The organism is Parvibaculum sp. (assembly GCF_046297875.1).
Taxonomy (GTDB): domain Bacteria; phylum Pseudomonadota; class Alphaproteobacteria; order Parvibaculales; family Parvibaculaceae; genus Parvibaculum.
This window is the reverse complement of record NZ_JBKBHD010000001.1, coordinates 127974-150647: the sequence shown is the minus strand read 5'-3', so window position 1 is coordinate 150647 and position 22674 is coordinate 127974. Positions and strand designations below refer to the sequence as shown.

At 63.1% G+C, this 22674-nt stretch carries 24 protein-coding genes; 11 read left to right on the top strand and 13 right to left on the bottom strand.

Annotation, left to right across the window (positions count from 1 at the left end):
* Positions 1-29: 29 nt before the first annotated feature.
* The 5 genes from ACK4FH_RS00800 (at position 30) to ACK4FH_RS00780 (ending at position 5210) form a co-directional block, all read left to right on the top strand.
* Entirely contained in the window at positions 30-290 is a 261-nt protein-coding gene (locus ACK4FH_RS00800) for an exodeoxyribonuclease VII small subunit (protein ID WP_409671704.1), read from the top strand.
* Positions 291-296: 6 nt separating this feature from the next.
* Positions 297-1202 carry a polyprenyl synthetase family protein gene (locus tag ACK4FH_RS00795; RefSeq protein ID WP_409810243.1) on the top strand — a complete coding sequence of 302 codons (906 nt, stop codon included), beginning with the start codon at positions 297-299 and terminating at the stop codon, positions 1200-1202.
* 66 nt (positions 1203-1268) lie between these two features.
* Entirely contained in the window at positions 1269-3218 is a 1950-nt protein-coding gene (gene dxs, locus ACK4FH_RS00790; protein WP_409810240.1) for a 1-deoxy-D-xylulose-5-phosphate synthase, read from the top strand.
* A gap of 8 nt (positions 3219-3226) precedes the next feature.
* Positions 3227-3973: a TlyA family RNA methyltransferase gene (locus ACK4FH_RS00785; RefSeq protein WP_409810237.1), complete on the top strand. Its 747-nt coding sequence runs from the start codon at positions 3227-3229 to the stop codon at positions 3971-3973.
* A complete protein-coding gene (locus ACK4FH_RS00780) occupies positions 3963-5210 on the top strand; it encodes a class I SAM-dependent RNA methyltransferase (RefSeq protein WP_409810233.1) in 1248 nt (415 codons plus the stop codon). The genes ACK4FH_RS00785 and ACK4FH_RS00780 overlap by 11 nt, the downstream gene beginning before the upstream one ends.
* 4 nt (positions 5211-5214) lie before the next feature.
* Here ACK4FH_RS00780 and ACK4FH_RS00775 read toward each other — a convergent pair whose 3' ends face one another.
* The 6 genes from ACK4FH_RS00775 to ACK4FH_RS00750 form a co-directional block, all read right to left on the bottom strand.
* On the bottom strand, positions 5215-5733 hold the full coding sequence (locus ACK4FH_RS00775; protein WP_409810231.1) for a hypothetical protein: 519 nt from the start codon (positions 5731-5733) through the stop codon (positions 5215-5217).
* Positions 5726-6823, bottom strand: coding sequence for a chorismate synthase (gene aroC, locus ACK4FH_RS00770; RefSeq protein WP_409810228.1), 1098 nt, complete (start codon positions 6821-6823; stop codon positions 5726-5728). The genes ACK4FH_RS00775 and aroC overlap by 8 nt, the downstream gene beginning before the upstream one ends.
* Positions 6824-6893: 70 nt before the next feature.
* A complete protein-coding gene (gene fabI / locus ACK4FH_RS00765) occupies positions 6894-7733 on the bottom strand; it encodes an enoyl-ACP reductase FabI (RefSeq protein WP_409810225.1) in 840 nt (279 codons plus the stop codon).
* A 127-nt stretch (positions 7734-7860) separates the two neighbouring features.
* Positions 7861-8733 (bottom strand): DnaJ C-terminal domain-containing protein, encoded by an 873-nt coding sequence (locus ACK4FH_RS00760; RefSeq protein WP_409810222.1) that lies wholly within the window; start codon positions 8731-8733, stop codon positions 7861-7863.
* Positions 8734-8792: 59 nt separating this feature from the next.
* Positions 8793-9497 carry a tetratricopeptide repeat protein gene (locus ACK4FH_RS00755; RefSeq protein WP_409810219.1) on the bottom strand — a complete coding sequence of 235 codons (705 nt, stop codon included), beginning with the start codon at positions 9495-9497 and terminating at the stop codon, positions 8793-8795.
* Positions 9498-9527: 30 nt separating this feature from the next.
* Entirely contained in the window at positions 9528-10007 is a 480-nt protein-coding gene (locus ACK4FH_RS00750; protein ID WP_409810217.1) for an RT0821/Lpp0805 family surface protein, read from the bottom strand.
* Between the two features lie 144 nt (positions 10008-10151).
* Between ACK4FH_RS00750 and pdxH the strand changes: the two genes are divergently transcribed.
* Genes pdxH through ACK4FH_RS00730 form a run of 4 tightly spaced genes read left to right on the top strand, consistent with a single transcriptional unit; the run spans position 10152 to position 14046 of the window.
* Positions 10152-10778 (top strand): pyridoxamine 5'-phosphate oxidase, encoded by a 627-nt coding sequence (pdxH, locus tag ACK4FH_RS00745; protein ID WP_409810214.1) that lies wholly within the window; start codon positions 10152-10154, stop codon positions 10776-10778.
* Positions 10775-11698 carry a cation diffusion facilitator family transporter gene (locus ACK4FH_RS00740; RefSeq protein ID WP_409810211.1) on the top strand — a complete coding sequence of 308 codons (924 nt, stop codon included), beginning with the start codon at positions 10775-10777 and terminating at the stop codon, positions 11696-11698. Before pdxH ends, ACK4FH_RS00740 begins: the two co-directional genes overlap by 4 nt.
* 11 nt (positions 11699-11709) lie before the next feature.
* Positions 11710-13281 (top strand): AAA family ATPase, encoded by a 1572-nt coding sequence (locus ACK4FH_RS00735; protein WP_409810208.1) that lies wholly within the window; start codon positions 11710-11712, stop codon positions 13279-13281.
* A 9-nt stretch (positions 13282-13290) separates the two neighbouring features.
* Positions 13291-14046 (top strand): SDR family NAD(P)-dependent oxidoreductase, encoded by a 756-nt coding sequence (locus ACK4FH_RS00730; protein ID WP_409810205.1) that lies wholly within the window; start codon positions 13291-13293, stop codon positions 14044-14046.
* A gap of 12 nt (positions 14047-14058) precedes the next feature.
* On the opposite strand, the gene ACK4FH_RS00725 is transcribed toward ACK4FH_RS00730, so the two are convergent.
* The 4 genes from ACK4FH_RS00725 to ACK4FH_RS00710 all read right to left on the bottom strand — a co-directional run bounded on the left by ACK4FH_RS00725 (position 14059) and on the right by ACK4FH_RS00710 (position 17989).
* Positions 14059-14475, bottom strand: coding sequence for a hypothetical protein (locus tag ACK4FH_RS00725; protein ID WP_409810202.1), 417 nt, complete (start codon positions 14473-14475; stop codon positions 14059-14061).
* Complete coding sequence (locus tag ACK4FH_RS00720) at positions 14475-15860, bottom strand: aminotransferase (RefSeq protein WP_409810199.1); 1386 nt, start codon at positions 15858-15860, stop codon at positions 14475-14477. The genes ACK4FH_RS00725 and ACK4FH_RS00720 overlap by 1 nt, the downstream gene beginning before the upstream one ends.
* A 202-nt stretch (positions 15861-16062) precedes the next feature.
* Complete coding sequence (locus tag ACK4FH_RS00715) at positions 16063-16521, bottom strand: hypothetical protein (protein ID WP_409810196.1); 459 nt, start codon at positions 16519-16521, stop codon at positions 16063-16065.
* A 10-nt stretch (positions 16522-16531) separates the two neighbouring features.
* The gene (locus ACK4FH_RS00710; protein ID WP_409810193.1) at positions 16532-17989 is read right to left on the bottom strand and encodes an amidase; all 1458 of its coding nucleotides are present in this window, start codon (positions 17987-17989) and stop codon (positions 16532-16534) included.
* A gap of 183 nt (positions 17990-18172) precedes the next feature.
* Between ACK4FH_RS00710 and ACK4FH_RS00705 the strand changes: the two genes are divergently transcribed.
* Both ACK4FH_RS00705 and ACK4FH_RS00700 read left to right on the top strand, forming a co-directional pair.
* The gene (locus tag ACK4FH_RS00705; RefSeq protein WP_409810190.1) at positions 18173-19813 is read left to right on the top strand and encodes a 3-(methylthio)propionyl-CoA ligase; all 1641 of its coding nucleotides are present in this window, start codon (positions 18173-18175) and stop codon (positions 19811-19813) included.
* Positions 19814-19875: 62 nt separating this feature from the next.
* Positions 19876-20622 carry a DUF1499 domain-containing protein gene (locus tag ACK4FH_RS00700; RefSeq protein WP_409810187.1) on the top strand — a complete coding sequence of 249 codons (747 nt, stop codon included), beginning with the start codon at positions 19876-19878 and terminating at the stop codon, positions 20620-20622.
* 166 nt (positions 20623-20788) lie between these two features.
* Here the strand turns inward: ACK4FH_RS00700 and ACK4FH_RS00695 are convergent, their stop codons facing one another.
* The 3 genes from ACK4FH_RS00695 to ACK4FH_RS00685 form a co-directional block, all read right to left on the bottom strand.
* Positions 20789-21694 (bottom strand): MBL fold metallo-hydrolase, encoded by a 906-nt coding sequence (locus ACK4FH_RS00695; protein WP_409810184.1) that lies wholly within the window; start codon positions 21692-21694, stop codon positions 20789-20791.
* A 61-nt stretch (positions 21695-21755) separates the two neighbouring features.
* Positions 21756-22235: a MarR family winged helix-turn-helix transcriptional regulator gene (locus ACK4FH_RS00690; RefSeq protein ID WP_409810181.1), complete on the bottom strand. Its 480-nt coding sequence runs from the start codon at positions 22233-22235 to the stop codon at positions 21756-21758.
* 150 nt (positions 22236-22385) lie between these two features.
* Entirely contained in the window at positions 22386-22607 is a 222-nt protein-coding gene (locus ACK4FH_RS00685; protein ID WP_409810178.1) for a hypothetical protein, read from the bottom strand.
* Positions 22608-22674 lie beyond the last annotated feature (67 nt).

The window sequence follows — 22674 nt, the reverse complement described above, 5'->3', positions numbered from 1 at the left end:
CCGATGCCCGAAGCTGCGAGGAGAACGACATGGCCGCCGCGAAAGCCGATGCTCACAAGGATATCGAGAAACTGAGCTTCGAAGAGGCGCTGGCGCAGCTCGAGAAGATCGTCTCCCAGCTTGAATCCGGCAATGCGGAACTCGAAAATTCCATCGAACTCTACGAGCGCGGCACGGCGCTGAAGGCTCATTGCGAGGCACGGCTGAAAGCGGCCGAAGCCAAGGTCGAAAAAATCCGCCTGTCGGCCTCGGGCGAGGCGGCCGGCACCGAACCGCTCGACGTCGAGTAATCCCGCATGACCTCACCCGCAGATGACGGGAAGTTCGAAGCGGCACTCGGTGAGTGCGCGCGCGATGTCGAGACGATGCTCGACCGGCTGCTGCCGCGGCCCGACGGTCCCGAGGCGCCGCTTGCCGAAGCCATGCGCTATGCGGCGCTGGGCGGCGGCAAGAGGTTCCGTCCCTTTCTCGTCTGCCAGAGCGCGGCGCTTTTCGGTGTGAACAGGGAGGCCGCCTTGCGCGCCGCCGCCGCGGCCGAATGCGTGCATATCTATTCCCTCGTCCATGACGATCTGCCCTGCATGGACGATGACGACATGCGCCACGGCGCGCCGACCGTTCACCGCAAGTTCGACGAGGCGACGGCGGTTCTCGCGGGCGATGCGCTGCTGACGCTTGCCTTCGATATTCTCGGCGATACGGACACGCATGAACGCGCGCGGGTGCGGATCGAACTTGTGCGGCGCCTCGCCGCCGCCGCCGGTGCGCGCGGCATGGTGGGCGGGCAGATGATCGACCTTTCAAGCGAGGGCAAGGCACTCGATATGAACGGTGTGACCCGGCTTCACCAGTTGAAGACGGGTGCCCTCATTTCCTTCTGCTGCGAGGCGGGCGCTGTGCTCGGCCGTGCTTCGCCCGAGGCGCTGCAGGCCATCCATGCCTATGCCCATGATCTCGGGCTTGCCTACCAGATTGCCGACGACCTGTTGGATGTGGAGGGCGATGCCGCCACGCTGGGCAAGACAGCGGGCAAGGATTTGGCTGCGGGGAAAGCGACCTTCGTCTCGATCCTCGGTGTCGAACGGGCCCGCGCCCAGGCCCGGATGCTCGCCGATCAGGCAGTCCAACACCTTGATTTGTTTGATGAAAGAGCCGATCTTTTGCGTCTGGCGCCGCATTTCGTTATAACGCGCCGCAACTGAGGGCGGTCCCTTCCGGGCGCCCGCTACGGGCCTTGTGCCCTGTCTGGCCCCTGACGGCCGAGGTGAGTGTTGAGCAGCGATAATCCGACCCCTTTGCTTGACCGGGTGACATCACCCGCGGAGCTTCGCGCGCTGCCGGAATCCGATTTGCGGCAGGTGGCGGACGAATTGCGTGCCGAAGTGATCGACGCCGTGTCGCAGACAGGCGGGCATCTCGGCGCGGGGCTTGGCGTGGTCGAACTTACCGTCGCACTCCACTATGTTTTCAATACGCCCGAAGATCGGATCATCTGGGATGTCGGCCATCAGGCCTATCCGCACAAGGTGCTGACGGGGCGGCGGGATCGCATCCGCACGCTTCGTCAGGGCGGTGGCCTGTCGGGCTTCACCAAGCGCGCCGAAAGCGAATACGACCCCTTCGGTGCCGCCCATTCCTCGACCTCGATTTCGGCCGGCCTCGGCATGGCGGTCGCACGCGACCTCAAGGGCGGCACAAACAATGTCGTCGCCGTGATCGGCGATGGCGCGATGTCGGCGGGCATGGCCTATGAGGCGATGAACAATGCCGGCTCGATGGACAGCCGCCTCATCATCATCCTGAACGACAACGACATGTCGATTGCGCCGCCGGTGGGCGCGATGAGTGCCTACCTCGCGCGGCTTCTGTCGGGCGGCACCTACCGCTCGATGCGCCATCTCGCCAAGCAGCTTGCGCAGCTTCTGCCGAAGCGGCTGGAAGAAAGCGCGCGCCGGGCGGAGGAGTATGCGCGCGGCATGGCAACCGGCGGCACGCTGTTCGAGGAACTGGGGCTCTATTATGTCGGTCCCATCGACGGACATAATTTCGATCATCTTCTGCCGGTGCTGAAAAATGTGCGTGATGCGGGCGAAGGGCCGATCCTCGTCCATGTCGTGACGCAGAAGGGCAAGGGCTATGCGCCCGCCGAAGCCTCCGCCGACAAGTATCATGGCGTCTCGAAATTCGACGTGGTGACGGGCACGCAGGCGAAGGCGAAAGCCAATGCGCCGAGCTACACCAAGGTCTTTGCCGAGAGCCTGATCGCCCATGCCGAACAGGACGACAAGATCGTCGCGGTGACGGCGGCGATGCCTTCGGGCACCGGGCTCGATCTCTTCGGCGAGCGTTTCCCCGCGCGCACTTTCGATGTCGGCATTGCCGAGCAGCATGGCGTGACCTTCGCCGCGGGCCTTGCGGCAGAAGGCTACAAGCCCTTCACGGCGATCTATTCGACCTTCCTGCAGCGCGCTTATGACCAGGTCGTGCATGACGTGGCGATCCAGCGCCTGCCTGTGCGTTTCGCAATCGACCGCGCAGGTCTTGTCGGCGCCGACGGGCCGACCCATGCGGGCTCGTTCGATGTGACCTATCTCGCCTGTCTGCCGGATTTCGTCGTCATGGCGGCAGCCGACGAAGTGGAACTGAAGCACATGGTCGCGACGTCGGTTGCCATCGACGATCGTCCTTCATCCTTCCGTTATCCGCGCGGCGAGGGCATTGGCCTCGATATGCCTGCAATCGGTGCGCCGCTTGAAATCGGCAAGGGCCGTATCATGCGCGAAGGCACCAAGGTTGCGATCCTTTCGCTCGGTACGCGCCTCGCGGAAGCTCTGAAGGCGGCGGAGCAGCTTGGCGCACTCGGTCTTTCGACCACGGTTGCCGATGCGCGTTTCGTGAAGCCTCTCGACACGGATCTCGTGGCGCGGCTTGCCCGCGAACACGAAGTGCTGGTGACGGTGGAAGAAGGCTCCATCGGCGGCTTCGGCAGCCATGTACTCGATTTCCTTGCCCGCTCCGGCGCACTCGACCGCGGGCTGAAAGTGCGGCCCATGGCGCTGCCCGATATCTTCATCGATCACGACAAGCCCGAAGTGATGTACGACATTGCCGGGCTCAATGCGGCGCAGATCGTGGAAACGGTGCTGGCGGCGCTGGGCGGGCAGGAAACGGCGATTGCGAGCCTCCACGAGATCGCGCCGCAGCCGAAACTCGTCTGAGAAATTTCATGTCCGGGGAAAAGCAGCGTCTCGACCTCGCGCTGGTCGAACGCGGCCTCGCACCGACCCGCGCCCGCGCGCAAGGCGCGATCAAGGCAGGCCATGTCCGCGTCGGCGGAAAAGTGGCGGCGAAACCTTCCGACACGGTAAGCGATACCGACGACGTTGAAATTGACGGTCTGGAACATCCCTACGTCTCGCGAGGGGCGCTGAAACTCATCCATGCGCTCGATACGTTCGGCCTCGATCCGTCAGGCGCGACATGCCTCGATCTCGGCGCCTCGACCGGCGGCTTCACGCAAGCGCTGCTTGAGCGCGGTGCGGCGAGCGTCATCGCTATCGATGTCGGCCACGGCCAGCTTGCGAAGGAAGTCGCCGCCGATCCGCGTGTGCGGTCCATCGAGGGTTTGAACGCGAAGGATGTCACGCGCGATGCGGTGCCCGAACGCATCTCCTTCATTGTCGCCGATCTGAGTTTCATCGGCCTTCGCAAGGCGCTGCCGCCATCGCTTGCGCTCGCCGAACCAGGCGCAACGCTCGTTGCCCTTATCAAACCGCAATTCGAGGCGGGGCCGGAGAATGTCGGCCGGGGCGGGATTGTCCGCGATGATGCCCTGCGGCAGCGGATTTGCAGCGAATTCGCACAGTGGCTTGAAGGCGAGGCCGGTTGGCGCGTGCTTGGGCTGACGGAAAGCCCTATAGAGGGCGGTGACGGCAATGTGGAATTCCTGATCGCGGCGCGCCATGACAAATGACATCGATGTCGAAATAGTCGCACTCGGTGCGCAAGGAGACGGCGTGGCGGAAACGCCGGACGGGCCGCTCTATGCGCCCTATGTCCTGCCCGGCGAAACTGTGCGCGCCCGGCCGCTGGGCGAGGGCAGGGCGGAACTTCTGAAGATCATCACGCCATCGCCGAAGCGGATTGCCGCTGCGTGCCGCCACTTCACACGCTGCGGCGGTTGTGCCATGCAGCATGCCGCGCCTGACTTCTATGCGGAATGGAAGCACGGCCTTGTGAGCGCCGCGCTGAAGGCGCGCGGCATCGAGACGGAAATTGCGCCGCTTATCGGCGCGAATCTGAAAAGCCGCCGCCGCGCCACCTTCGCCGCGACGCGCACGAAGAGCGGCGCAACGCTCGGCTACTACATGCAGGGCACGCACAATATCGTGCCGCTGGTGGAGTGTCCGCTTGTCGTGCCGGAGATCGAGGCGGTGCTTCCCGCTCTTGCTTCGATCGCCACATGCGGCCTGTCGCGCCGCTCGCGCGCGTCTCTCCTGGTGACCTCCACGATCAACGGGCTCGATGTCTATGTGACGGGCGGCAAGCCGCTCGACGGGCCGCTGCGCGCCGATCTTGGGCGAGAGGCAAGCGCCGCCGGTCTCGCGCGTCTCTCATGGAACGGTGAGATCGTTGCCGAGCGTCTGCCGCCGGAGATCAATCTTTCGGGTCTTCGCGTGGCACTGCCGCCCGGCGGATTTCTTCAACCGACGGCGGAAGGCGAAGCGGCGCTGACGGGGCTTGTCCGCAATGCGATCGGCAAGGCGAAGCGCATCGCCGATCTCTATGCCGGTTGCGGTACATTCGCGGCCGCTTTCGCACGTGACGCCACCGTCCACGCCGTGGAGGGCGAGAAGTGTGCGCTCGCCGCCCTTGACCGCGCCATCCGCGCACAGGGGCCCGCTCTCGGCCTGAAGCCCGTGACCACCGAAACGCGCGATCTGGCGCGGCGGCCCTTGCTCGCATCGGAGCTTGAAAAATTCGACGCCATCGTCATCGATCCGCCGCGCTCCGGCGCTCTGCCGCAAGCGGAGGAGATCGCGAAATCGCCGGTGCCTGTTGTGGCGTCCGTTTCTTGCAATCCGGCAACCTTCGCGCGCGATGCCCGCGCGCTCATCGATGGCGGCTACAGGCTCGAGCGCATAACGCCTGTCGACCAGTTTCTCTGGTCGCCGCATCTCGAAGTGGTGGGCGTTTTCAGGCGCGATTGAAGCGTCAGACGGGCCGGTGCAGGTGCTGGCGGACAGCGGCTTCCACCGCTTCCGGCTTTGCGTCGAGCGTCGACAGCTTGATCGCGACTTCCTGCGGCGAAATCACGGTCCAGCAGCGATACATGTAGCGCCGAAGCAGATTGATCTCCGGGCGGCTCTCGATGGCGCTGTCGAACGGGCGGCGGAGCGCGATGCGCAGTTCCGCATTGCGGATCATGCGGACATAACGCTCGAAAAGATGCACATCGGAAATCGCGTTCCAGGGCAGGAGCCCGAGTCTGTCGACCATGATGCCTGCAGGCGTGATGGCGATGGCGCGGCGCTCGCGCGCGACATAGGGCCAGTGATAGAGGGCAACGGCGACGGCGGCGAGCGCAAGGATGAGCGAAATCACCGGCGCGCGCGGCACACCGAAGATGACCAATGCGCCTGCGGCGAGAACGGCGCTGTAGACGACGCTCTCACCCTTGTCCTTGGAATAGGACGCGGTGAGGTAGTCGCCCGTCTTGCCGGCGTCACTCATTGCCGCTCTCTCCCATCTGGCCGCGATGGCGGAGCAGATGGTCGGCGAGCACGCATGCCATCATTGCCTCACCAACAGGTACGGCGCGGATGCCGACGCAGGGGTCGTGGCGGCCCTTTGTGACGATCTCGGTGTTTTCGCCCGCCTTGGTCACGGTCTTGCGCGGCGAGAGAATGGAGGAGGTCGGCTTGACGGCGAAACGGACAACGACATCCTGTCCCGTCGAAATGCCGCCGAGAATCCCGCCTGCATGGTTCGACGAGAAACCGAGCCCATGATTGGTGGACTGCATCTCGTCGGCATTCTCCTCGCCGGAAAGCGCAGCGGCAGCGAAACCGTCGCCGATCTCGACGCCCTTGACCGCATTGATGCTCATCATCGCGGCGGCAAGATCGGCATCGAGCTTGCCATAGATCGGTGCACCAAGCCCGGCGGGAACGCCCGAGGCGACGACCTCGATCACTGCTCCGCAGGACGACCCGCTCTTGCGCACGCCGTCGAGATAGGTTTCCCACTCGGCGGCCGCCTTCGCGTCGGGGCACCAGAAGGGATTGTTTTCCGTCTCGTTCCAGTCCCAGTTCGCGCGGTCGATCCTGTGCGGACCCATCTGCACCAGCGCGCCGCGAATGGTGATGCCGCTGCCAAGAACCGCGCGCGCAACCGCGCCCGCGGCGACACGTGCCGCCGTTTCGCGCGCAGACGAGCGCCCGCCGCCGCGATGATCGCGGATGCCGTATTTCGAGAAATAGGTGAAGTCCGCATGGCCCGGCCGGAACTTCTCGATAATGTCGCCATAGTCCTTCGAGCGCTGATCGACATTCTCGATCATCAGCGAGATCGGCGTACCTGTGGTCAGCTCGGCACCATCCTCGACAAAAGTGCCCGACAGGATTTTCACCTCGTCCGGCTCGCGGCGCTGCGTCGTGAAGCGCGACTGGCCGGGGCGGCGGCGGTCGAGCCAGTGCTGGATGTCTTCCGCCTTGAGCGCGAGGCGCGGCGGTGCGCCGTCGACCACGCAGCCGAGCGCCGGCCCGTGGCTTTCGCCCCAGGTCGTGACACGGAAGAGATGGCCGAACGTGTTGTGCGACATCCTGTTTGACCGATCCCGGGGGATCTTCCTTACGCGGTGAACCGGCGGGTGGAAAAGGCGCGGGAGCCCGTCAGACGATACTCATGTCCGGCGCGTCCTCGGCCTTCATGCCGACGACATGATAGCCCGCATCGACGTGGTGTACTTCGCCCGTGACGCCCGAGCCGAGATCGGAGAGAAGATAAAGCGCGGTGTTGCCCACTTCCTCGATCGTAACGGTGCGCTTCAGCGGCGAATTGAGTTCGTTCCACTTCAGGATGTAGCGGAAATCGCCGATGCCCGAAGCGGCAAGAGTCTTGATCGGTCCGGCCGACACGGCATTGACGCGGATATTGTTGCGGCCGAGATCCACCGCAAGATAGCGCACACTCGCCTCAAGCGCGGCCTTGGCGACCCCCATGACGTTGTAGTGCGGGATGACCTTTTCCGACCCGTAGTAGGTCAGCGTCACCACCGAGCCGCCATTTGTCATCAGCTTCTCGGCGCGCTGGCAAAGCGCGGCAAGCGAGTAGCAGGAAATGGCCATCGAGGCGGTGAAATTGCCGAGCGTCGTATCGACATAGCGCCCGTCGAGTTCTTCCTTGTTGGCATAGGCGATCGCGTGAACGAGGAAGTCGAGCTGGCCCCATTCCTTCTGGAGCCGCTCGAAGACGGCGTCCATGCTTGCCGCGTCCGTCACATCGCAGGGCATGACGAGCGAGGAACCGACCGATTCTGCCAGCGGCACGACCCGCTTTTGCAGAGCCTCGCCCTGGAACGTGAAGGCAAGTTCGGCACCCTGGTTGGCGCAGGCCTTGGCAATCCCCCAGGCGATCGACCGGTTGTTGGCGACACCCATGACGAGGCCACGCTTGCCCTTCATCAGATTGCCCTTGAGCTCAGGGCCCGTGCTGGTGATGGCTTCGCTCATCTAGTCCCCGTCTATTTGTACTTGCTGAAATCGAGCCGCATCCTACACAAAAGCCTTGGAGCGTCTAACAAAAAAGCCCCTCATTTTCAGAGGGTTGGGATCACGTTTCACGACAGTTTGAGACAGGTCAGGAACCGGAAAAACCCTTTCGGGGATTATGCTTGAGCCCTTGCCCCCAGCTTGCGGCGAAATCCCTGAGCGCCCGATCCGGCGCCTCGGGCAGGGCAATCGAAAGGGTCACATACTGGTCCCCTTTGGCGCCAGATTCCCCGCCAATGCCCTTGCCGCGGAGGCGAAGCCGTGTGCCGCTGCTGGAGCCTGCCGGGATGGCAAGCGACACCATGCCGGTGATGGTCGGCACCTCGACCCTGGCCCCGAGAACGGCCTCTGCAAGCGTTACAGGCAGGGTCAGGTGGATGTCCTGCCCCCGGCGCTCAAACCATGGATGGGGCTCCACCTCGATGGTGACAAGCGCATCGCCCGCTTCCGCCCCGCCATGACCCTCGCCGCCTTGTCCCTTGAGCCTGATCTGCTTGCCGCTCTCGATGCCGGCAGGCACGGCGGCATCGAGCATCCTGTCGCCTGCAAGCCGCACACGCTTCGTGGCACCTTTCGCCGCTTCGAGGAAGCTCACGGAAAGGCGATAGATTCGATCCTCGCCGCGGGCGCGGAAGACGCGCTTGCCGGCCGTTCGAATACCTTCGAAAAGTTCGGTGAAGAGATCGTCGCCTTGAGGTTCGGCGCTTTCGGCAGCGGCATGAAACGCCCTTTGCCGCGCAGCAGCGGCCTCCGCAAGCCGCTCGGCCTCGAAGCGGCGGCGGCTTGCCTCGTCCTTGAGCTGATTGTAGGCGGCTGTGACTTCCTGGAAGCGCGCATGCTGCGCGGCTGAAGAGTGCTGCGCATCGGGGTGAAGCTGCTTCGCAAGCCTCCGATAGGCAGCCTTCACCTCGGCATTGTTCGCGCCGGGATGCAAACCGAGAATGTCATAAGGGTCGCGCAAGCGCTGTCACTCCAGAACCGGACCGGCGGCCAGTCTAGGCGCGGGCGCATACGAATTGGTTAAGGCGCGGGGTTCTTCATTGTGTCGATTCGGGCTTCCGCGGGCGGCGGCGCCGTTATTGAAGCGGCCCGGTCCTCCTCTTTCTGCGGCTCGGGGCCGGGCAGGCTCGGCACCAGTTCCGTTAATCTTTTCAGCGCAAGCTCATGGCCCGTTTGTGCCGCAAGCGCATACCAGGCGAGGGCGCGCGCCGGATCCTGCTCGACGCCGAGGCCCCGTTCATAAAGCACACCGAGATTGTAGCGGGCGGCAGGCACGCCGGCGACGGCGGCCGCATGGAACCAGAAGGACGCCGTCTTGTAGTCCTGCGCCGTTCCTTCGCCATTGAGATACATGAAAGCGGTGTTGACCTGCGCGGAAACGAGGCCTGCTCTTCCGGCACGTTCGAAGAAATAGAGCGCACGCTGCGCGTCTTTTTCGACTCCTTTTCCCTCACGCAGAAGGATGGCGACGTTCCGCATGGCGGCGAGATCGTTTTCCTGTGCGATGGGGAGCCAGACATTGAAGGCGCGAGTGAAATCGCCCGCATCGTAGGCTGCGACACCCTCGTTGAAGCGGGCTGCATTTTCGGCGGAAGACGGCCGTTCCTGCTCCAGCAGATCGCGGACGGATGCGCCTTGCGCGGCAGCCGTGTCGATGCCCGGAAGTGCAATGCCAAGCCCCACGAAAAGGCTCGCGGCAAAAAGGGTGGACCGAACGAATCTCATGCCTGCCGGTCCACCCCTCGATTATTGAATTCAGTTTCTGATCTGCCAGGAACCATCCGGCTGACGGCAGGCCGTGCCATAGGCTTGCTGGCTGCGGCCATCGATATAAACCGTCTGCGTGTATTCACGGCAAGTCAGATTGCCCTGCTGATAGGCCGGCTGCGGCGTCACCGTGCCGTAATGGCCGGAATCCGGATTGCGCCACTGTGTAGACTGGCCGGTTTCCAGCGCATTATAGGTGGTCTGGCCCATATACTGGCGGTCGGCGCGATCGAGCGATTTGCCGATTTCGCCGCCGACAATGGCGCCAAGCAACACGCCGGCGCCCGTGGCCCAGAGACGGCCGGAGCCGCCGCCGACCTGCGAACCGGCAAGTCCGCCCAGGACGGCGCCGCCAACGGTGCCCATCGTCTGCTTGTCGATTCCACCGCCGCCGCCATAGCCGCTCTGGTTACAGGCGGCGAGCGCGAGCGCTACGGCGCCAATGGCAATTCCCTTAACCAATTTCATTGTGTCGATCCTGTGCTTTGTCGCCCCCTAGCGATAAGACTGGCCTATATAAGTGCTGAATTGTGGCAAGATTGGAGCGGGGAGCCGCGCCGGATGCCGCAGAGAACCGGGCTTTTCTGCCGATCCGCAAGCCGGAAGGATGACATGAGCGAGACCAAGGACAGCGCGGACGAGGCCGGAATCTTCACCAGCGAAGACCCGATCGCCCTTTTCCATGAATGGATGGAACTCGCCCGCGACAAGGAACAGGAAGACCCGAACGCCATGGCGCTTGCCACGGCGGATGCGAAAGGATTCCCCGATGTCCGCATGGTGCTGCTGAAGGGCGCAAATGCCGAAGGCTTCGTCTTCTACACCAATCTCGAAAGCGCCAAGGGACTGGAACTGAAGGAAAACCCGGCTGCTGCGCTCTGTTTCCACTGGAAGAGCCTGCGCCGCCAGATCCGCGTGCGCGGCCACGTGGCACCCGTCAGCGAAGAGGAGGCCGATTCCTATTTCGCTTCGCGCGCAAGGGATAGCCAGATCGGCGCCTGGGCCTCGAAGCAGTCGCGGCCGCTCGAAAGCCGCTTCGCGCTTGAAAAGCAGGTGGCTGTTTTTGCAGCGAAATTCGGGTTCGGCAAGGTGCCCCGGCCACCGCATTGGTCAGGCTTCCGCATTGCCCCGGTGCGAATCGAATTCTGGCGCGACCGGCCCTTCCGGCTGCATGACCGCCTTGTCTTCAAACGCGACTCCGCTACGGCGCCGTGGCGGACGGAAAGGCTCTTTCCGTGACGGCTGTCGCGCCCGCGGATCGCAATGGCGCTGCTGACCGGCTGATGCGCCGGGCAGCCCTTGCCGCGGTCGCCGTCGCGGTGACGCTGGTGACGCTCAAGACGGCGGTTTACTGGACGACGGATTCGGTCGCCATGCTCGGCACCTTGATGGACTCGCTCCTTGATGGCGCCGCCTCGCTTCTCAATCTCGTTGCCGTGCGCGCCTCGCTGATGCCGCCGGACAAGGAACACCGCTTCGGTCACGGCAAGGCGGAGGCGCTGGCTGGGCTCGGCCAGTCGATCTTCATTTTCGGGTCAGCCGGCTATCTCATCTATGAGGGCATCTCGCGGCTGATCGAGCCGAAGCCCGTCGCATCGACGGAAGCGGGCATCGCGGTCGTCATCATTGCCATCCTGCTGACGCTCGGGCTCGTCGCCTATCAGCGCCATGTGGTAAAGCAGACGGGCTCGCTCGCGATCGAGGCGGACTCGATCCATTATCGCGGCGACCTTTTCATGAACCTCTCGGTGATTGCCGCGCTGGTGCTGTCCGGCTATTTCGGTCTGCATCGCGCGGATGCGGTATTCGGTCTTGTCATTGCAGGTCTGATCGGCTGGAGCGCAGGCAAGATCGTCATGAACTCGCTCGACCAGCTTATGGACCACGAATTCTCCGAAGAGGAACGCGAGCGCATCAAGCAGATTGCCCATGCTCACAAGGAAGTGCTGAACCTGCACGACCTGAAGACACGGCGCTCCGGCATCTACAGCTTCATCCAGTTCCATATCGAACTCGATGGCGCGATGTCGCTGCATGACGCGCATGAAATAACCGACGTGGTGGAACGCGACGTGCATGCTGCCTTTCCGGGGGCTGAAGTCATCATCCATCAGGATCCGGCGGGCGCCGAGAAGCTGACGAAGTTCCAGATGAGCTGAAGGCGGGCAGTGTGACCGGAGACGAGGAACAGCAGAATATCGTCGCTTTCCTGTTGCTGCCTGAGGCCTATGGTTTGGCGGCGGACGAGAAGGTGGGACATATCGAAACCCACGCCTCACATGTCTTTCTGGCCGGCGACCGCGCATGGAAGCTGAAGAAGCGGGTCAAATTCACTTTCCTCGATTTTTCGACGCTTGAACGGCGGAAGGCCGCCTGCGAAAGCGAGATTGAGCTGAACCGCCGCACGGCGCCTGAAATCTATCTGCGCGTGGTGCCGGTCCGGCGCGAGGGTGGCTGCTTCCGGCTTGGCGGGGACGAGGGCGAGATCGCCGACTGGCTCGTCGAGATGAGGCGCTTCGGCAATGACGGGTTGCTGGCAACGAAGGCGGATCGTGGCGAACTTTCCATGGGCATGGTGGAGGAGCTGGCGCGCGGCATTGCCGATTTTCACCGCAAGGCGGAGGTGCGGCGCGACTTCGGTGGCGCGGAAAACTTTCTGAAGATCGTCGAAGGCAGTGTGGAGGACATGAAGCCCGTGCTTGGCACGGTGCTGGACGCAAAGCGCGCTGCGCGCGTAACGGCAAGCAGCCGGGCGCTGATCGAAACGCATCATGCGCTGCTTGACAGACGGCGCGCGGAAGGTCTGGTCCGTCACTGTCATGGCGACCTTCATCTTGGCAATGTGACGGAGATCGGCGGGCACCCGGTCATCTTCGACTGCATCGAATTCAGCGATCACATCGCGCGGATCGACATGCTTTACGATCTCGCTTTCCTGTTGATGGATATCGCTTTCCGCGCGGAAAGCGATAGGCGGCTCGAAGGCTTTGCGAGCCGGGCGCTCAATGTATATCTCGATCATCTGACGCAGGATGAAATCGGCAGGGCGCTTGATGGGCTCGCGCTCCTGCCGCTCTTCGCGGCGACGCGCGCCGTGGTGCGCGCCAAGGTGACGGCGGTGCAGGCGAAGGACGAGGGGGCAAGGCAGCTCGCAAACGCCTATCTCGAATTCGCGGAGAGACTGCTTGAACCCGCTTCGCCACGCCTTGTTGCCATTGGCGGATTGTCAGGCACGGGGAAGTCGACGGTTGCGAAAGGGATCGCCGCGCGGATCGGTGCGCCGCTCGGCGCGCTGCATTTGAGGAGCGACATCATCCGCAAACGGATTTTCGGTGTGGCGCCGCTGGACCGGTTGCCGAATGACGCCTATGCGCCGGGTGCGGGTGCCCGCGTCTATGGGGAAATGCTGCGCCTTGCAGGCGCGGCGCTGGCGGCGGGTGCGAGCGTCGTACTCGACGCCGTTTTCGCGCGGGAAGAGGAACGCGCCATGATCGGCCGTCTGGCGGCGGAGCGGAGGCTTCCATTTGCAGGGCTCTGGCTTGAAGCGCCGGCGGATGTGCTGGAGGCGCGGGTTGCGGCGCGCGAAAGGCGCGGTGACGACCCGTCCGATGCCGGTGTGGATGTGCTGCGGCGCCAGCTTTCCTATAATCTGGGAGCAATGGACTGGACCTGCGTGGACGCCGCCGACACGCCGGACGAAGTGCTGAAGGCGGCGCTGGCGCCACTGACCGCCTTCCTCTAGATTGCGCCCATGACACAGATTGACAATGCAGATCGGAAAACGCTGATCCTGACCGGCGCAAGCAGGGGCATCGGCCATGCCACGGTGAAACGTTTTTCGAGCGCGGGATGGCGCGTCATCACCTGTTCGCGGCACCCCTTCCCGGAAGACTGCCCCTGGGAAGCCGGACCGGAAGACCATATCCAGGTCGATCTGGCCGATGTAAAAAACACCGAAACCGCCATCGCCGAAATGCGCGAGCGGCTGAAGGATCAGGGCGGGCGGCTTCATGCGCTGGTCAACAATGCGGCGATTTCGCCCAAGGGGCCCGGCGGTTCGCGGCTCGGCGTCTTCGATACGGATGTCGCAACCTGGGCGAAGGTTTTTCAGGTGAATTTCTTTGCCTCCGTGATGCTTGCGCGCGGGCTCGTCGAAGAGCTGAAAGCGGCGCAAGGATCGGTTGTGAACGTGACCTCGATTGCGGGCGAGCGGGTGCACCCCTTTGCGGGGAGCGCCTATGCGACGTCGAAGGCGGCGCTCGCGGCGCTGACGCGCGAAATGGCATCGGAATTCGGCCGCCTCGGCGTCCGCGTGAACGCCATCGCGCCGGGCGAGATCGACACGGCGATCCTCTCGCCGGGAACGGACAAGATCGTCGCCGAAATCCCCATGCGCCGCCTCGGCACGCCGGAAGAAGTCGCCCGCACGATCTATTTTCTGTGTACGGATCAGTCGAGCTATGTGAACGGCGCCGAAATCCAGATCAATGGCGGCCAGCACGTTTGAGGGCTGCGCCCCTCACATCGTGAAGATCACCGCGCTCTGGCTGTCGCGGATGATGGCATTGGTGCTGACCGTGAAGGTCGAGACGATATAGCCCGTCGCATTCTCGAAAATACCGCTGCCGCCTTCGACCCGGCGGATGACGCAGCCCTGCTGGATGTCGTCTTCATCCGTGTCCTCGATGAAGCCTTCGCCGCGCGTTACATACCGGATGGTGCCCGCGCCGAAACTGATTTCACCCGTCTCGGTGAAGCCGCCATATTCGTCGGTCTCGACCACGGCATTGAGATAGGCGCTGTGGCCGTTCTGCGCGAGTACGGGGTTGAGCGCCGCCGGTATGGCAGCGACGGATGAGATCGTCATCCGCTCGCCCATCTCGTCTTCGGGTGCAACCGTGCCTTCAAAGGTAAGCTGATAGCGAAGTTCGGGCATCAGGCGGCGCGCAAGCCTTCCTTCGTCACATGGGCTTCCACTTCGTCGAGCGCCTTTTCCACCGCGTCGAACATCTCGTTCACCTGTTCATTGGTGATGATGAGCGGCGGGCAGAAGGCGACGATGTCGCCTGCCAGCGCGCGGAGGATGAGCCCGTTGCGCTGCGCGGCGGCGACAACGGCAGCGCCGATACCGGCGGCGGGATCGAATGCCCGCTTGTCGGACTTGTTTGCGACGAGTTCGATGGCGCCGATGAGCCCGCAGGCGCGGGTGTGTCCCACCAGCGGATGATCGGCAAGCCGGGCGACGCGCGCCTCGAATGTGGGCTGCACCGAGCGGACATGGCCGACAATGTTGCGCTTCTCGTAGATTTCGAGCGTCTTCGCGGCAATGGCGGCGCCGACCGGATGCGCCGTATAGGTGAAGCCGTGGCCGAAGATGCCGATCTTTCTGCTCTCCTCGATCATCGCCTGATACATCTCCTCGCCGACCGTGACGGCGGCGATGGGAAAGTAAGCGGATGAGAGAGCCTTCGCGACCGAGATCGAGTCCGGCTTCATGTTGAAGGTTTCCGACCCGAACATGTTGCCCGTACGGCCGAAACCGCAGATCACTTCATCGGCGATGAAATAGACGTCGTATTTTTTCAGCACCGCCTGGATCTTCTCGAAATAGCCGGCAGGCGGCACGACGACACCGCCCGCGCCCATGATCGGCTCGGCGATGAAGGCGGCGACTGTGTCCGGGTCTTCGCGGATGATCGTCTCTTCGAGGTTCTTCGCAAGCCGCGTCGTGAACTCGTCTTCCGTTTCGCCCGGTTCCGCATAGCGGTAGTAATGCGGGCAGTCGGTATGGATGACGCCCGCCATCGGCAGGTCGAAATCGCGATGGTTCGCGGGCAGGCCCGTCAGCGAGGCGGACGCCACGGTGACGCCGTGATAGCCGCGAATGCGCGAGATGAATTTCTTCTTTTTCGTGCGGCCGAGCGCATTGTTGTAATACCAGACGAGCTTCACCTGCTGGTCGTTCGCTTCCGAGCCCGAGCCGCAGAAGAGAACCTTGGAAGCCGCATGGGGCGCGATGGCCTTGAGCCGCTCGGCAGCTTCCGCCGCGCGCTCATGGCTCTTGCCGCCGAAGGTGTGCGTGAAGGGGATCTGGCGATATTGCTCCGCCGCCGCCTCCATCAGCTCCTTCTCGTTATAGCCGAGCGAGGTGCACCAGAGCCCGGCAAGCCCCTCGATATATTTGTTGCCGCCATTGTCGAACACATAGATGCCCTCGCCGCGCTCGATGATCATCGGGCCCGTTGTGCGAAACGTGTCGAGGTTGGTGTAGGGATGGATCACGGTCTCGATGTCGCGAACGGCGGCGTTGGACAGGCTCATGGGAGAGCTCCTCAGGTTATTTTGTGTGGCTTTGCGGGCATCATGGGAGGGGAAGCGGGAGGTGTCAAAGGGCGAGGTTGGTCACCCCTATTTCTCTAATTCGTCATGACCCGCATTATGCGGGTCATCCACGTCTTCCTTACTGAATCGTCAAAAGAAAGACGTGGATGGCCCGGACAAGCCGGGCCATGACGGTATGGGGTTAGCGGGGCAGAGAGTCGGAAAGAGCTGAATCGCATTTATTGAGCACGAAAAGGGTCATGTTGTGTTCAATGCGCCTAGCGCATCTCTGGAAAACTGCTTCGAAGTTCCAGTCGTGCAGACTAGTCAATATGTCGATGCCATCGTCTGCTGTGATTTGCACTTGATTGCCGCCGTCATCAAGAAAATGGACATCCCACTCCGGTATGTGGATTTGGATTTTGGGTCCGAGGTTCAACGGGAGAGTTCCCGATGAATGTAGAGGGTGTATTGTCCACCAGTTGTTCAAAACATCCAAAATTTGAGTTTGGCTATCAGCGGATATGTCCACCCAAATATCGAGGTCTCTGGGGCAGTGTTCCGAATAGAGCATTCGCGCCTGACCGCCGATCACAATGAAGCGCGCATTTGCTCTCACCAGCATTTGCAAGAATTTGATATGATAAACATTCAAATTCACCCTTACCTCCTCACCACCCCTTCGGCGGTGTGAACCCGCCGAGGATTTCCTCGAGCATCCCGGCCACCGCAATCGTCGTCATGTCCTCGAGATGCGGACCGATGATCTGGATGCCGACGGGCTTGCCTTCGCTGGTGATGCCGACCGGCGCGACGGAGGCGGGGAGGTAGGAGACGACGGCGGGGCCCGCCCAGATCAGCACGTCCATGTAAGGGCGCGTGATGCCGTTCACATCGAGCACGCGCTTGTGCCAGTTCGACTGGTGGTCATGCTTGAAGGCGGTGCGCATCAGCACCGGGGCGAGCACCACGTCGTATGACTTGAAGAAGTCCTGCCACTTCCAGCGCAACTGCGCCTGACGCTCCTTCCAGATGAATTGCTCGGCAATATTCATCGTACCGCCGATGGCCTGCAGCACCTGATGGCTCTTGTCGCCGGGCGCGGCGTTCTTGCGGATCTCCGCCCAGCGCGCCCGCACGCTGTCCGGCATGCCGGCGCCGGTCTGCGAATGCAGCATCACGAGATAGGTCTCGGTGATCTCGGCCAGCGTGAAATCTGGCCGCGCGTTCCAGTCGACATTCGCGCCCGCATCCTGAAGTGCCTTCGCGGCATTGGTAAGAAGCTCGGCGCTTTCGCGGTCGATGTCGCAGAACTCATCGTCGATCCAGACGGCGGCGCGAAGCTCGCGCGGATGTTTCGCGCGGGGCGCCGGCAGATCGAGCTTCCAGCCCGCGGCATCTTTCCAGTCGGGCCCGGCCGTGAGCGAGAGCAACAGCGCGAGGTCTTCGGCGCTGCGGGCAAGCGGACCGGCGACCGAAAGGTCGCTTTCATGGAGCGAGCCGGGGGCAGGGCCCAGATGGCCGCGCTTCGGCACGATGCCATAGGTGGGCTTGTGGCCGAAGACGCCGCAGAGATGAGCGGGCGTGCGGATCGAGCCGCCGATATCGGAGCCGAATTCGGCCGCGGTGAAGCCCGCCGCGAGCGAGGCCGCCGAACCGCCCGACGAGCCGCCGGGCCCGCAATCGAGGGCGTAAGGGTTGTTGGTCGTGCCGTAAATATCGTTGAAGCTCTGCAGGTCGCCGGAAAGATAGGGCACGTTTGTCTTGCCCATGACGATGGCACCGGCGCGCTGCAGCCGCTCGACGGCGGTCGCGCTCTTCGCAGGCACATGATCCTTCCAGACGGGCGCGCCGCCGGTGGAGACGATGCCCTCCACCTCATAGGCATCCTTGATGGTCATGGGGAGCCCGTGCAGCGCGCCGAGGCCCTGGCCCCTGGCGAGCGCCGCATCGGCCTCGCGGGCAAGCTGCCGGGCGCGCCCGAAATCCCGCGCCACCACGGCATTGGTCTTGCCGTCCAGCGCCTCGATCCTCGCAATAAAGTGATCGGTGAGTTCGAGACTCGAAATCTCGCCCCGGCGCATCATGCGGCCAAGCTCGGATGCGGAGCGGAAATGAAGCTCTTTCATGGGTGGCCCCCTGCCTTTTTGCTGTTCTTTGCCCCCATTAGAGGGGGTGCCGCTGCCCGAGGCAAGGATTCCGACTGCGGCCCAGAAGCGAGCGTTGTCCGCCCCCGGCTTCGCCGCTAGACTGCCCGCAAAACGGGAAAAAGCCGGGAAACCCCGGCGTCAGACACAAGGGGAAGGATGCCCATGAAGGGATTGATGCAGGACTGGCCGCTGCGCGTGACGACGATCATCGACCACGCCGCGCGCTTCCATGGCGACCGCGAAATCGTGACGCGGACGGTCGAAGGGCCGATTGCACGGACGACCTATAAAGAGGTGCATTTGCGCTCTCGGAAGGTCGCCCAGGCGCTGACGAAGCTCGGCGTGAAGGAAGGCGACATCGTCGCCACCATGGCCTGGAACACGGCCCGCCATCTCGAAGCCTGGTACGGCATCATGGGGATGGGCGCTGTCTGCCACACGCTGAACCCGCGCCTCTTTGCCGAACAGCTCGTCTACATCGTCAATCACGCGGAAGACAAGATCATCTTCCTCGACCTCACCTTCGTGCCGATCCTCGAAGGCATTGCCGACAAGCTGCCCAAGGTGAAGGCCTATGTCATCATGACGGACAAGGCCCATATGCCGCAGACGAAACTCCCGAACGCGCTCTGCTTCGAGGAGATCGTGGAAGCCGAAGACGGCAACTTCAAATGGGCGGAAGTGGACGAGAACGCCGCCTGCGGCCTCTGCTACACCTCCGGCACGACGGGCAACCCGAAGGGCGTGCTCTATTCGCACCGCTCCAACGTGATCCATTCCATGGCCGCCAATATGGGCGATGCGCTCGGCATGAAATCGTCCGACGCGATCCTTCCCGTGGTGCCGATGTTCCATGCCAATGCCTGGGGCATCGCCTTCGCTGCGCCCGCCGTCGGCGCGAAGATCGTCATGCCCGGCGCGAACATGGACGGGCAGAGCATCTTCGAGCTTCTCGACAAGGAAAAGGTTTCGGTGACGGCGGCCGTGCCGACCGTCTGGCTGATGCTGCTGCAGCATCTCGAAAAGACCAATGCGGAACTGCCTGCGCTCAACCGCGTGGTGATCGGCGGCTCGGCCGCGCCGCGCTCCATGATCGAGATCTTCGAAGAGAAATACGATGTGAAGGTGTTCCACGCCTGGGGCATGACGGAAATGTCGCCCATGGGCACGCTCGGCGCCTTGAAGGCCGGCATGGACGAACTGCCGCTCGAAAAGCAGATCGACGTGAAGGTGAAGCAGGGCCGCGCCATCTATACCGTCGAAATGAAGATCACCGACGATGACGGCAACGAGCTGCCATCGGACGGCAAGGCCTTTGGCCACCTGATGGTGCGCGGGCCCGCGATTGCCGGCGCTTACCTCAAGGGCGAGGGCGGCAACATCCTCGACAAGGACGGCTGGTTCGACACGGGCGACGTCGCAACCATCGACCCGCAGGGCTACATGCAGATCACGGACCGCGCCAAGGACGTCATCAAGTCCGGCGGCGAGTGGATTTCCTCGATCGAGATCGAGAACCTCGCAGTCGGCCATCCGAAGGTTGCTGAAGCCGCCGTTATCGGCGTGGTGCACCCCAAATGGGACGAGCGCCCGCTGCTCATCGTCATCGCGAAGGAAGGCGAGGAGCCGACCAAGGACGAAATCCTCCGTTACATGGAAGGCAAGATCGCCAAGTGGTGGATGCCGGACGATGTGGTCTTCGTGAAGGAAATTCCGCACACGGCGACGGGCAAGATCCAGAAGCTCGCACTGCGCGAGCAGTTCAAGGACTACAAGCTGCCGACGGCAAACGCCGCCGAATAATCGCATGAGTGCGAGGCTCCGCCGCCATTGCGGCGGCAGAGACCAACAGGGGGACGATTTCGATGAGTGATGGCAAATCGCGCTTCGCGAGCGCCGGATTGTGGCTGGGTGTCGTTGCGCTGGCGGTGCTGGTGCTTTCCATTCTCGGCAACCGGCTGGAGCTTGTGCATTTCGGCATTGCCGTGCGTGGTATGGCGCTGGCGGCGCTGATCGGCATCATTGCCGTCGTCGTGTCGGCGGCGGGTGTGATCCTGACTTTCGTGACCAGCCGCACCGGCCTCAGGACGGCGATTGCCGGTCTTGTGCTCGGCGTACTCGTTGCAGCGCCCGTGGTACAGGCGATCATGGTGGGCGCAAAGGTGCCGCGCATCCACGACATCACGACCGATCTCGACAGTCCTCCAGCCTTCGAGGCGGCGGTTGCGGCGCGCGGTGAAAGCTCGAACCCGCTCGACCGTACATCGCCCGATCTCGCCGAGTTGCAGCGGCAGGCCTATCCCGATCTCGCCACACTCAATGTGAGCGGACATCCGGGCAAGATCTTCGAGACGGCGCTCGAAACGGCAAAGGCGCAGGGCTGGGAGATACTTGCGGCCGATCCGGCGCGCGGCACGATCGAGGCCGTGGCAGTGACGCGCGTGATGAACTTCAGGGACGACGTGGCAATCCGCATAACCGAAACGGCGGAAGGCGCGGCTGTCGATGTGCGCTCCGTCTCGCGTGTCGGCGAAAGTGACCTCGGCGCCAATGCCAACCGCATCCGCACCTATCTCCATGCGCTGAAAGTGAAGCTCGGGGAAGCGGGGTAGGGGGCTATCTCATCCATCGTTCTTTACTGTCACCCCCGGCTTGACCCGGAGGTCCAGAGTTACATGCGCGATGCACGCGAACAGAAGATTCATGCGAAGAGAGACGGCGCGTTCCGCACCTGCTGGATTGCCGGGTCAAGCCCGGCAATGACAATTTCTTTTTCGTCTATGCCAGCCTGTAATCGCTCGAAAGCGTGGGGCGCCCATCCGTGCGCACCACGCCGCGGGCGACCAGATGCTCCATATGGGCGAGTACCGAGCGCGCCGCCGCCGGATAGAGCTTCTTGTCCACCGCCGCATACATGAGGGGCACCATCTCCTCGATGCGCGTGCGGCCGGTGGCAAGCTGCTCCATGATCTGGCGCTCGCGGTCTTCGCGGTGCGCGATGAAGGAGCGCACGAAGGGCTTCGGGTCGGTGATCGCGGGGCCATGCGTCGGCCAGTAGATTTCATCGTCGCGTGTCAGCAGCAGATGGAGCGAGGCCATGTACTGCTCCATATTGCCGTCGGGCGGGCTGACGATGCTTGTCGACCAGCCCATGACGTGATCGCCGGTGAAGAGCGCCTTCTCTTCCTGTAGCGCGAAGCACATATGGTTCGAAGTGTGGCCGGGCGTGTAGACGCATTCGATCGTCCAGCCATCGCCCTCGATGATGTCGCCGTGCCCGACTTCCACGTCGGGCACGAAATCCATGTCGCCGTCTTCCTCGACCTGCACATCGTCGCTTCCCTGCTGGCCGGAACCATGCGGCCCGAAGCCGTAGGTCTCGGCGCCGGTGAGCGCCTTGAGCGGCTTTGCGGCCGGCGAGTGATCGCTATGCGTATGCGTAATGAGGATATGGCTGACGGTTTCGCCCTCGAGCGCGCGCAGCAGCGCCTCGACATGCCCGTTGAGGAGCGGGCCCGGATCGATCACCGCCACGTCGCCATGGCCGATGATATAGGTGCCGGTGCCCTTGTAGGTGAAGGCCGAAGGGTTTTTCGCGACGACGCGCCGGATCAGCGGCGAGACTTCGTCGCAATCGCCATATTCGAACTCGATCTCACGCACATAAGGAATCTGAACTGCCATGGGGGCCTCCCGTTTGGGCGCAGATTGGACCCTTCGGGCGGCCGCTGCAACAGGCGGCGGGTCAGCTTGCCTTTTGCAGCTGTGCGAGACGGCTGCGGGTGCCGCCTTGCGCCAGGCGCGCGAGATTGTTGCGCATCCGCACCAGCATTTCGACGCACTGCATGCGCTCTTCCTCGGTGAAGCCGGCATAGGCGTGATCGAGGATTTCGTCGCCCGCTTCCCACATCTGATCGAGCAGGGGCTGGGCCTTGCCGGTGAGGAAGAGCTGCTGGGCGCGGCGGTCATTCGGGTCCGGCCGGCGCTCCACTACGCCAAGTGCCACCAGCTTGTCGATGAGGCGGGCAACGGTGATCGGCTGCACTTCGAGAAGATCGGCAAGGCCGACCTGATTGAGCCCTTGATGGCGGGACAGGTGGGCGAGCGCGCCCCATTGCGCCTGGGTGAGACCGCTGACGCGTTCGTTGAAGGCGGCTTTCATGAAGCGGGAATTGTCGCGCAGCAGGAATCCCGTGCTGCGTTCAGGGTTCTGATTGGTGGACATTTGAAACCGTTTCAAAACTGAAGTGTCACACACTTAATAAGGGTTACTCATTATATGGAATCGCCTTTACGCAGCGCAAGCAGAGGCTGAGTGCAAAAAGAGGCGCGGCGGCCGGGCCGCTGCGCCTCGAAAAGCCGGGAAATTGGCCGTTCAGTAGCTGGTCGCGATATGGACGACGAGGCCCGCCGCATAAAGCGAGATGACCGTATAGCTAGCCGCGGCGAAGGCATCGTCGGCGTGGAAAGTGGCGGCGCCACGCGCAATCAGCGCGCGGAAAGCGGCCGGAACCCGGCGGAGGAGTGCGGGGATATCGGCGCCAAGAGACCTCGTATGCGCCGCGACATGGGAGGCGAGATGCTGAGCGGAAGTCATGGGGCTACCTCAAATACTACGAGTGACTGAGAGCCCGGCCCGTCCGTTTCCACCCCTTTCGGGGATG

Bases quoted from the DNA above. Each gene is read 5' to 3' on its own strand.
- ACK4FH_RS00695 (WP_409810184.1), bottom strand. From the start codon at position 21,694: ATGGCAGTTCAGATTCCTTATGTGCGTGAGATCGAGTTCGAATATGGC.
- ACK4FH_RS00730 (WP_409810205.1), top strand. From the start codon at position 13,291: ATGACACAGATTGACAATGCAGATCGGAAAACGCTGATCCTGACCGGC.
- aroC (WP_409810228.1), bottom strand. From the start codon at position 6,823: ATGTCGCACAACACGTTCGGCCATCTCTTCCGTGTCACGACCTGGGGC.
- fabI (WP_409810225.1), bottom strand. From the start codon at position 7,733: ATGAGCGAAGCCATCACCAGCACGGGCCCTGAGCTCAAGGGCAATCTG.
- ACK4FH_RS00700 (WP_409810187.1), top strand. From the start codon at position 19,876: ATGAGTGATGGCAAATCGCGCTTCGCGAGCGCCGGATTGTGGCTGGGT.
- ACK4FH_RS00690 (WP_409810181.1), bottom strand. From the start codon at position 22,235: ATGTCCACCAATCAGAACCCTGAACGCAGCACGGGATTCCTGCTGCGC.
- ACK4FH_RS00800 (WP_409671704.1), top strand. From the start codon at position 30: ATGGCCGCCGCGAAAGCCGATGCTCACAAGGATATCGAGAAACTGAGC.
- ACK4FH_RS00755 (WP_409810219.1), bottom strand. From the start codon at position 9,497: ATGAGATTCGTTCGGTCCACCCTTTTTGCCGCGAGCCTTTTCGTGGGG.
- ACK4FH_RS00725 (WP_409810202.1), bottom strand. From the start codon at position 14,475: ATGCCCGAACTTCGCTATCAGCTTACCTTTGAAGGCACGGTTGCACCC.
- ACK4FH_RS00795 (WP_409810243.1), top strand. From the start codon at position 297: ATGACCTCACCCGCAGATGACGGGAAGTTCGAAGCGGCACTCGGTGAG.
- ACK4FH_RS00780 (WP_409810233.1), top strand. From the start codon at position 3,963: ATGACAAATGACATCGATGTCGAAATAGTCGCACTCGGTGCGCAAGGA.
- ACK4FH_RS00710 (WP_409810193.1), bottom strand. From the start codon at position 17,989: ATGAAAGAGCTTCATTTCCGCTCCGCATCCGAGCTTGGCCGCATGATG.
- ACK4FH_RS00685 (WP_409810178.1), bottom strand. From the start codon at position 22,607: ATGACTTCCGCTCAGCATCTCGCCTCCCATGTCGCGGCGCATACGAGG.
- ACK4FH_RS00720 (WP_409810199.1), bottom strand. From the start codon at position 15,860: ATGAGCCTGTCCAACGCCGCCGTTCGCGACATCGAGACCGTGATCCAT.
- pdxH (WP_409810214.1), top strand. From the start codon at position 10,152: ATGAGCGAGACCAAGGACAGCGCGGACGAGGCCGGAATCTTCACCAGC.
- ACK4FH_RS00705 (WP_409810190.1), top strand. From the start codon at position 18,173: ATGAAGGGATTGATGCAGGACTGGCCGCTGCGCGTGACGACGATCATC.
- ACK4FH_RS00785 (WP_409810237.1), top strand. From the start codon at position 3,227: ATGTCCGGGGAAAAGCAGCGTCTCGACCTCGCGCTGGTCGAACGCGGC.
- ACK4FH_RS00775 (WP_409810231.1), bottom strand. From the start codon at position 5,733: ATGAGTGACGCCGGCAAGACGGGCGACTACCTCACCGCGTCCTATTCC.
- ACK4FH_RS00750 (WP_409810217.1), bottom strand. From the start codon at position 10,007: ATGAAATTGGTTAAGGGAATTGCCATTGGCGCCGTAGCGCTCGCGCTC.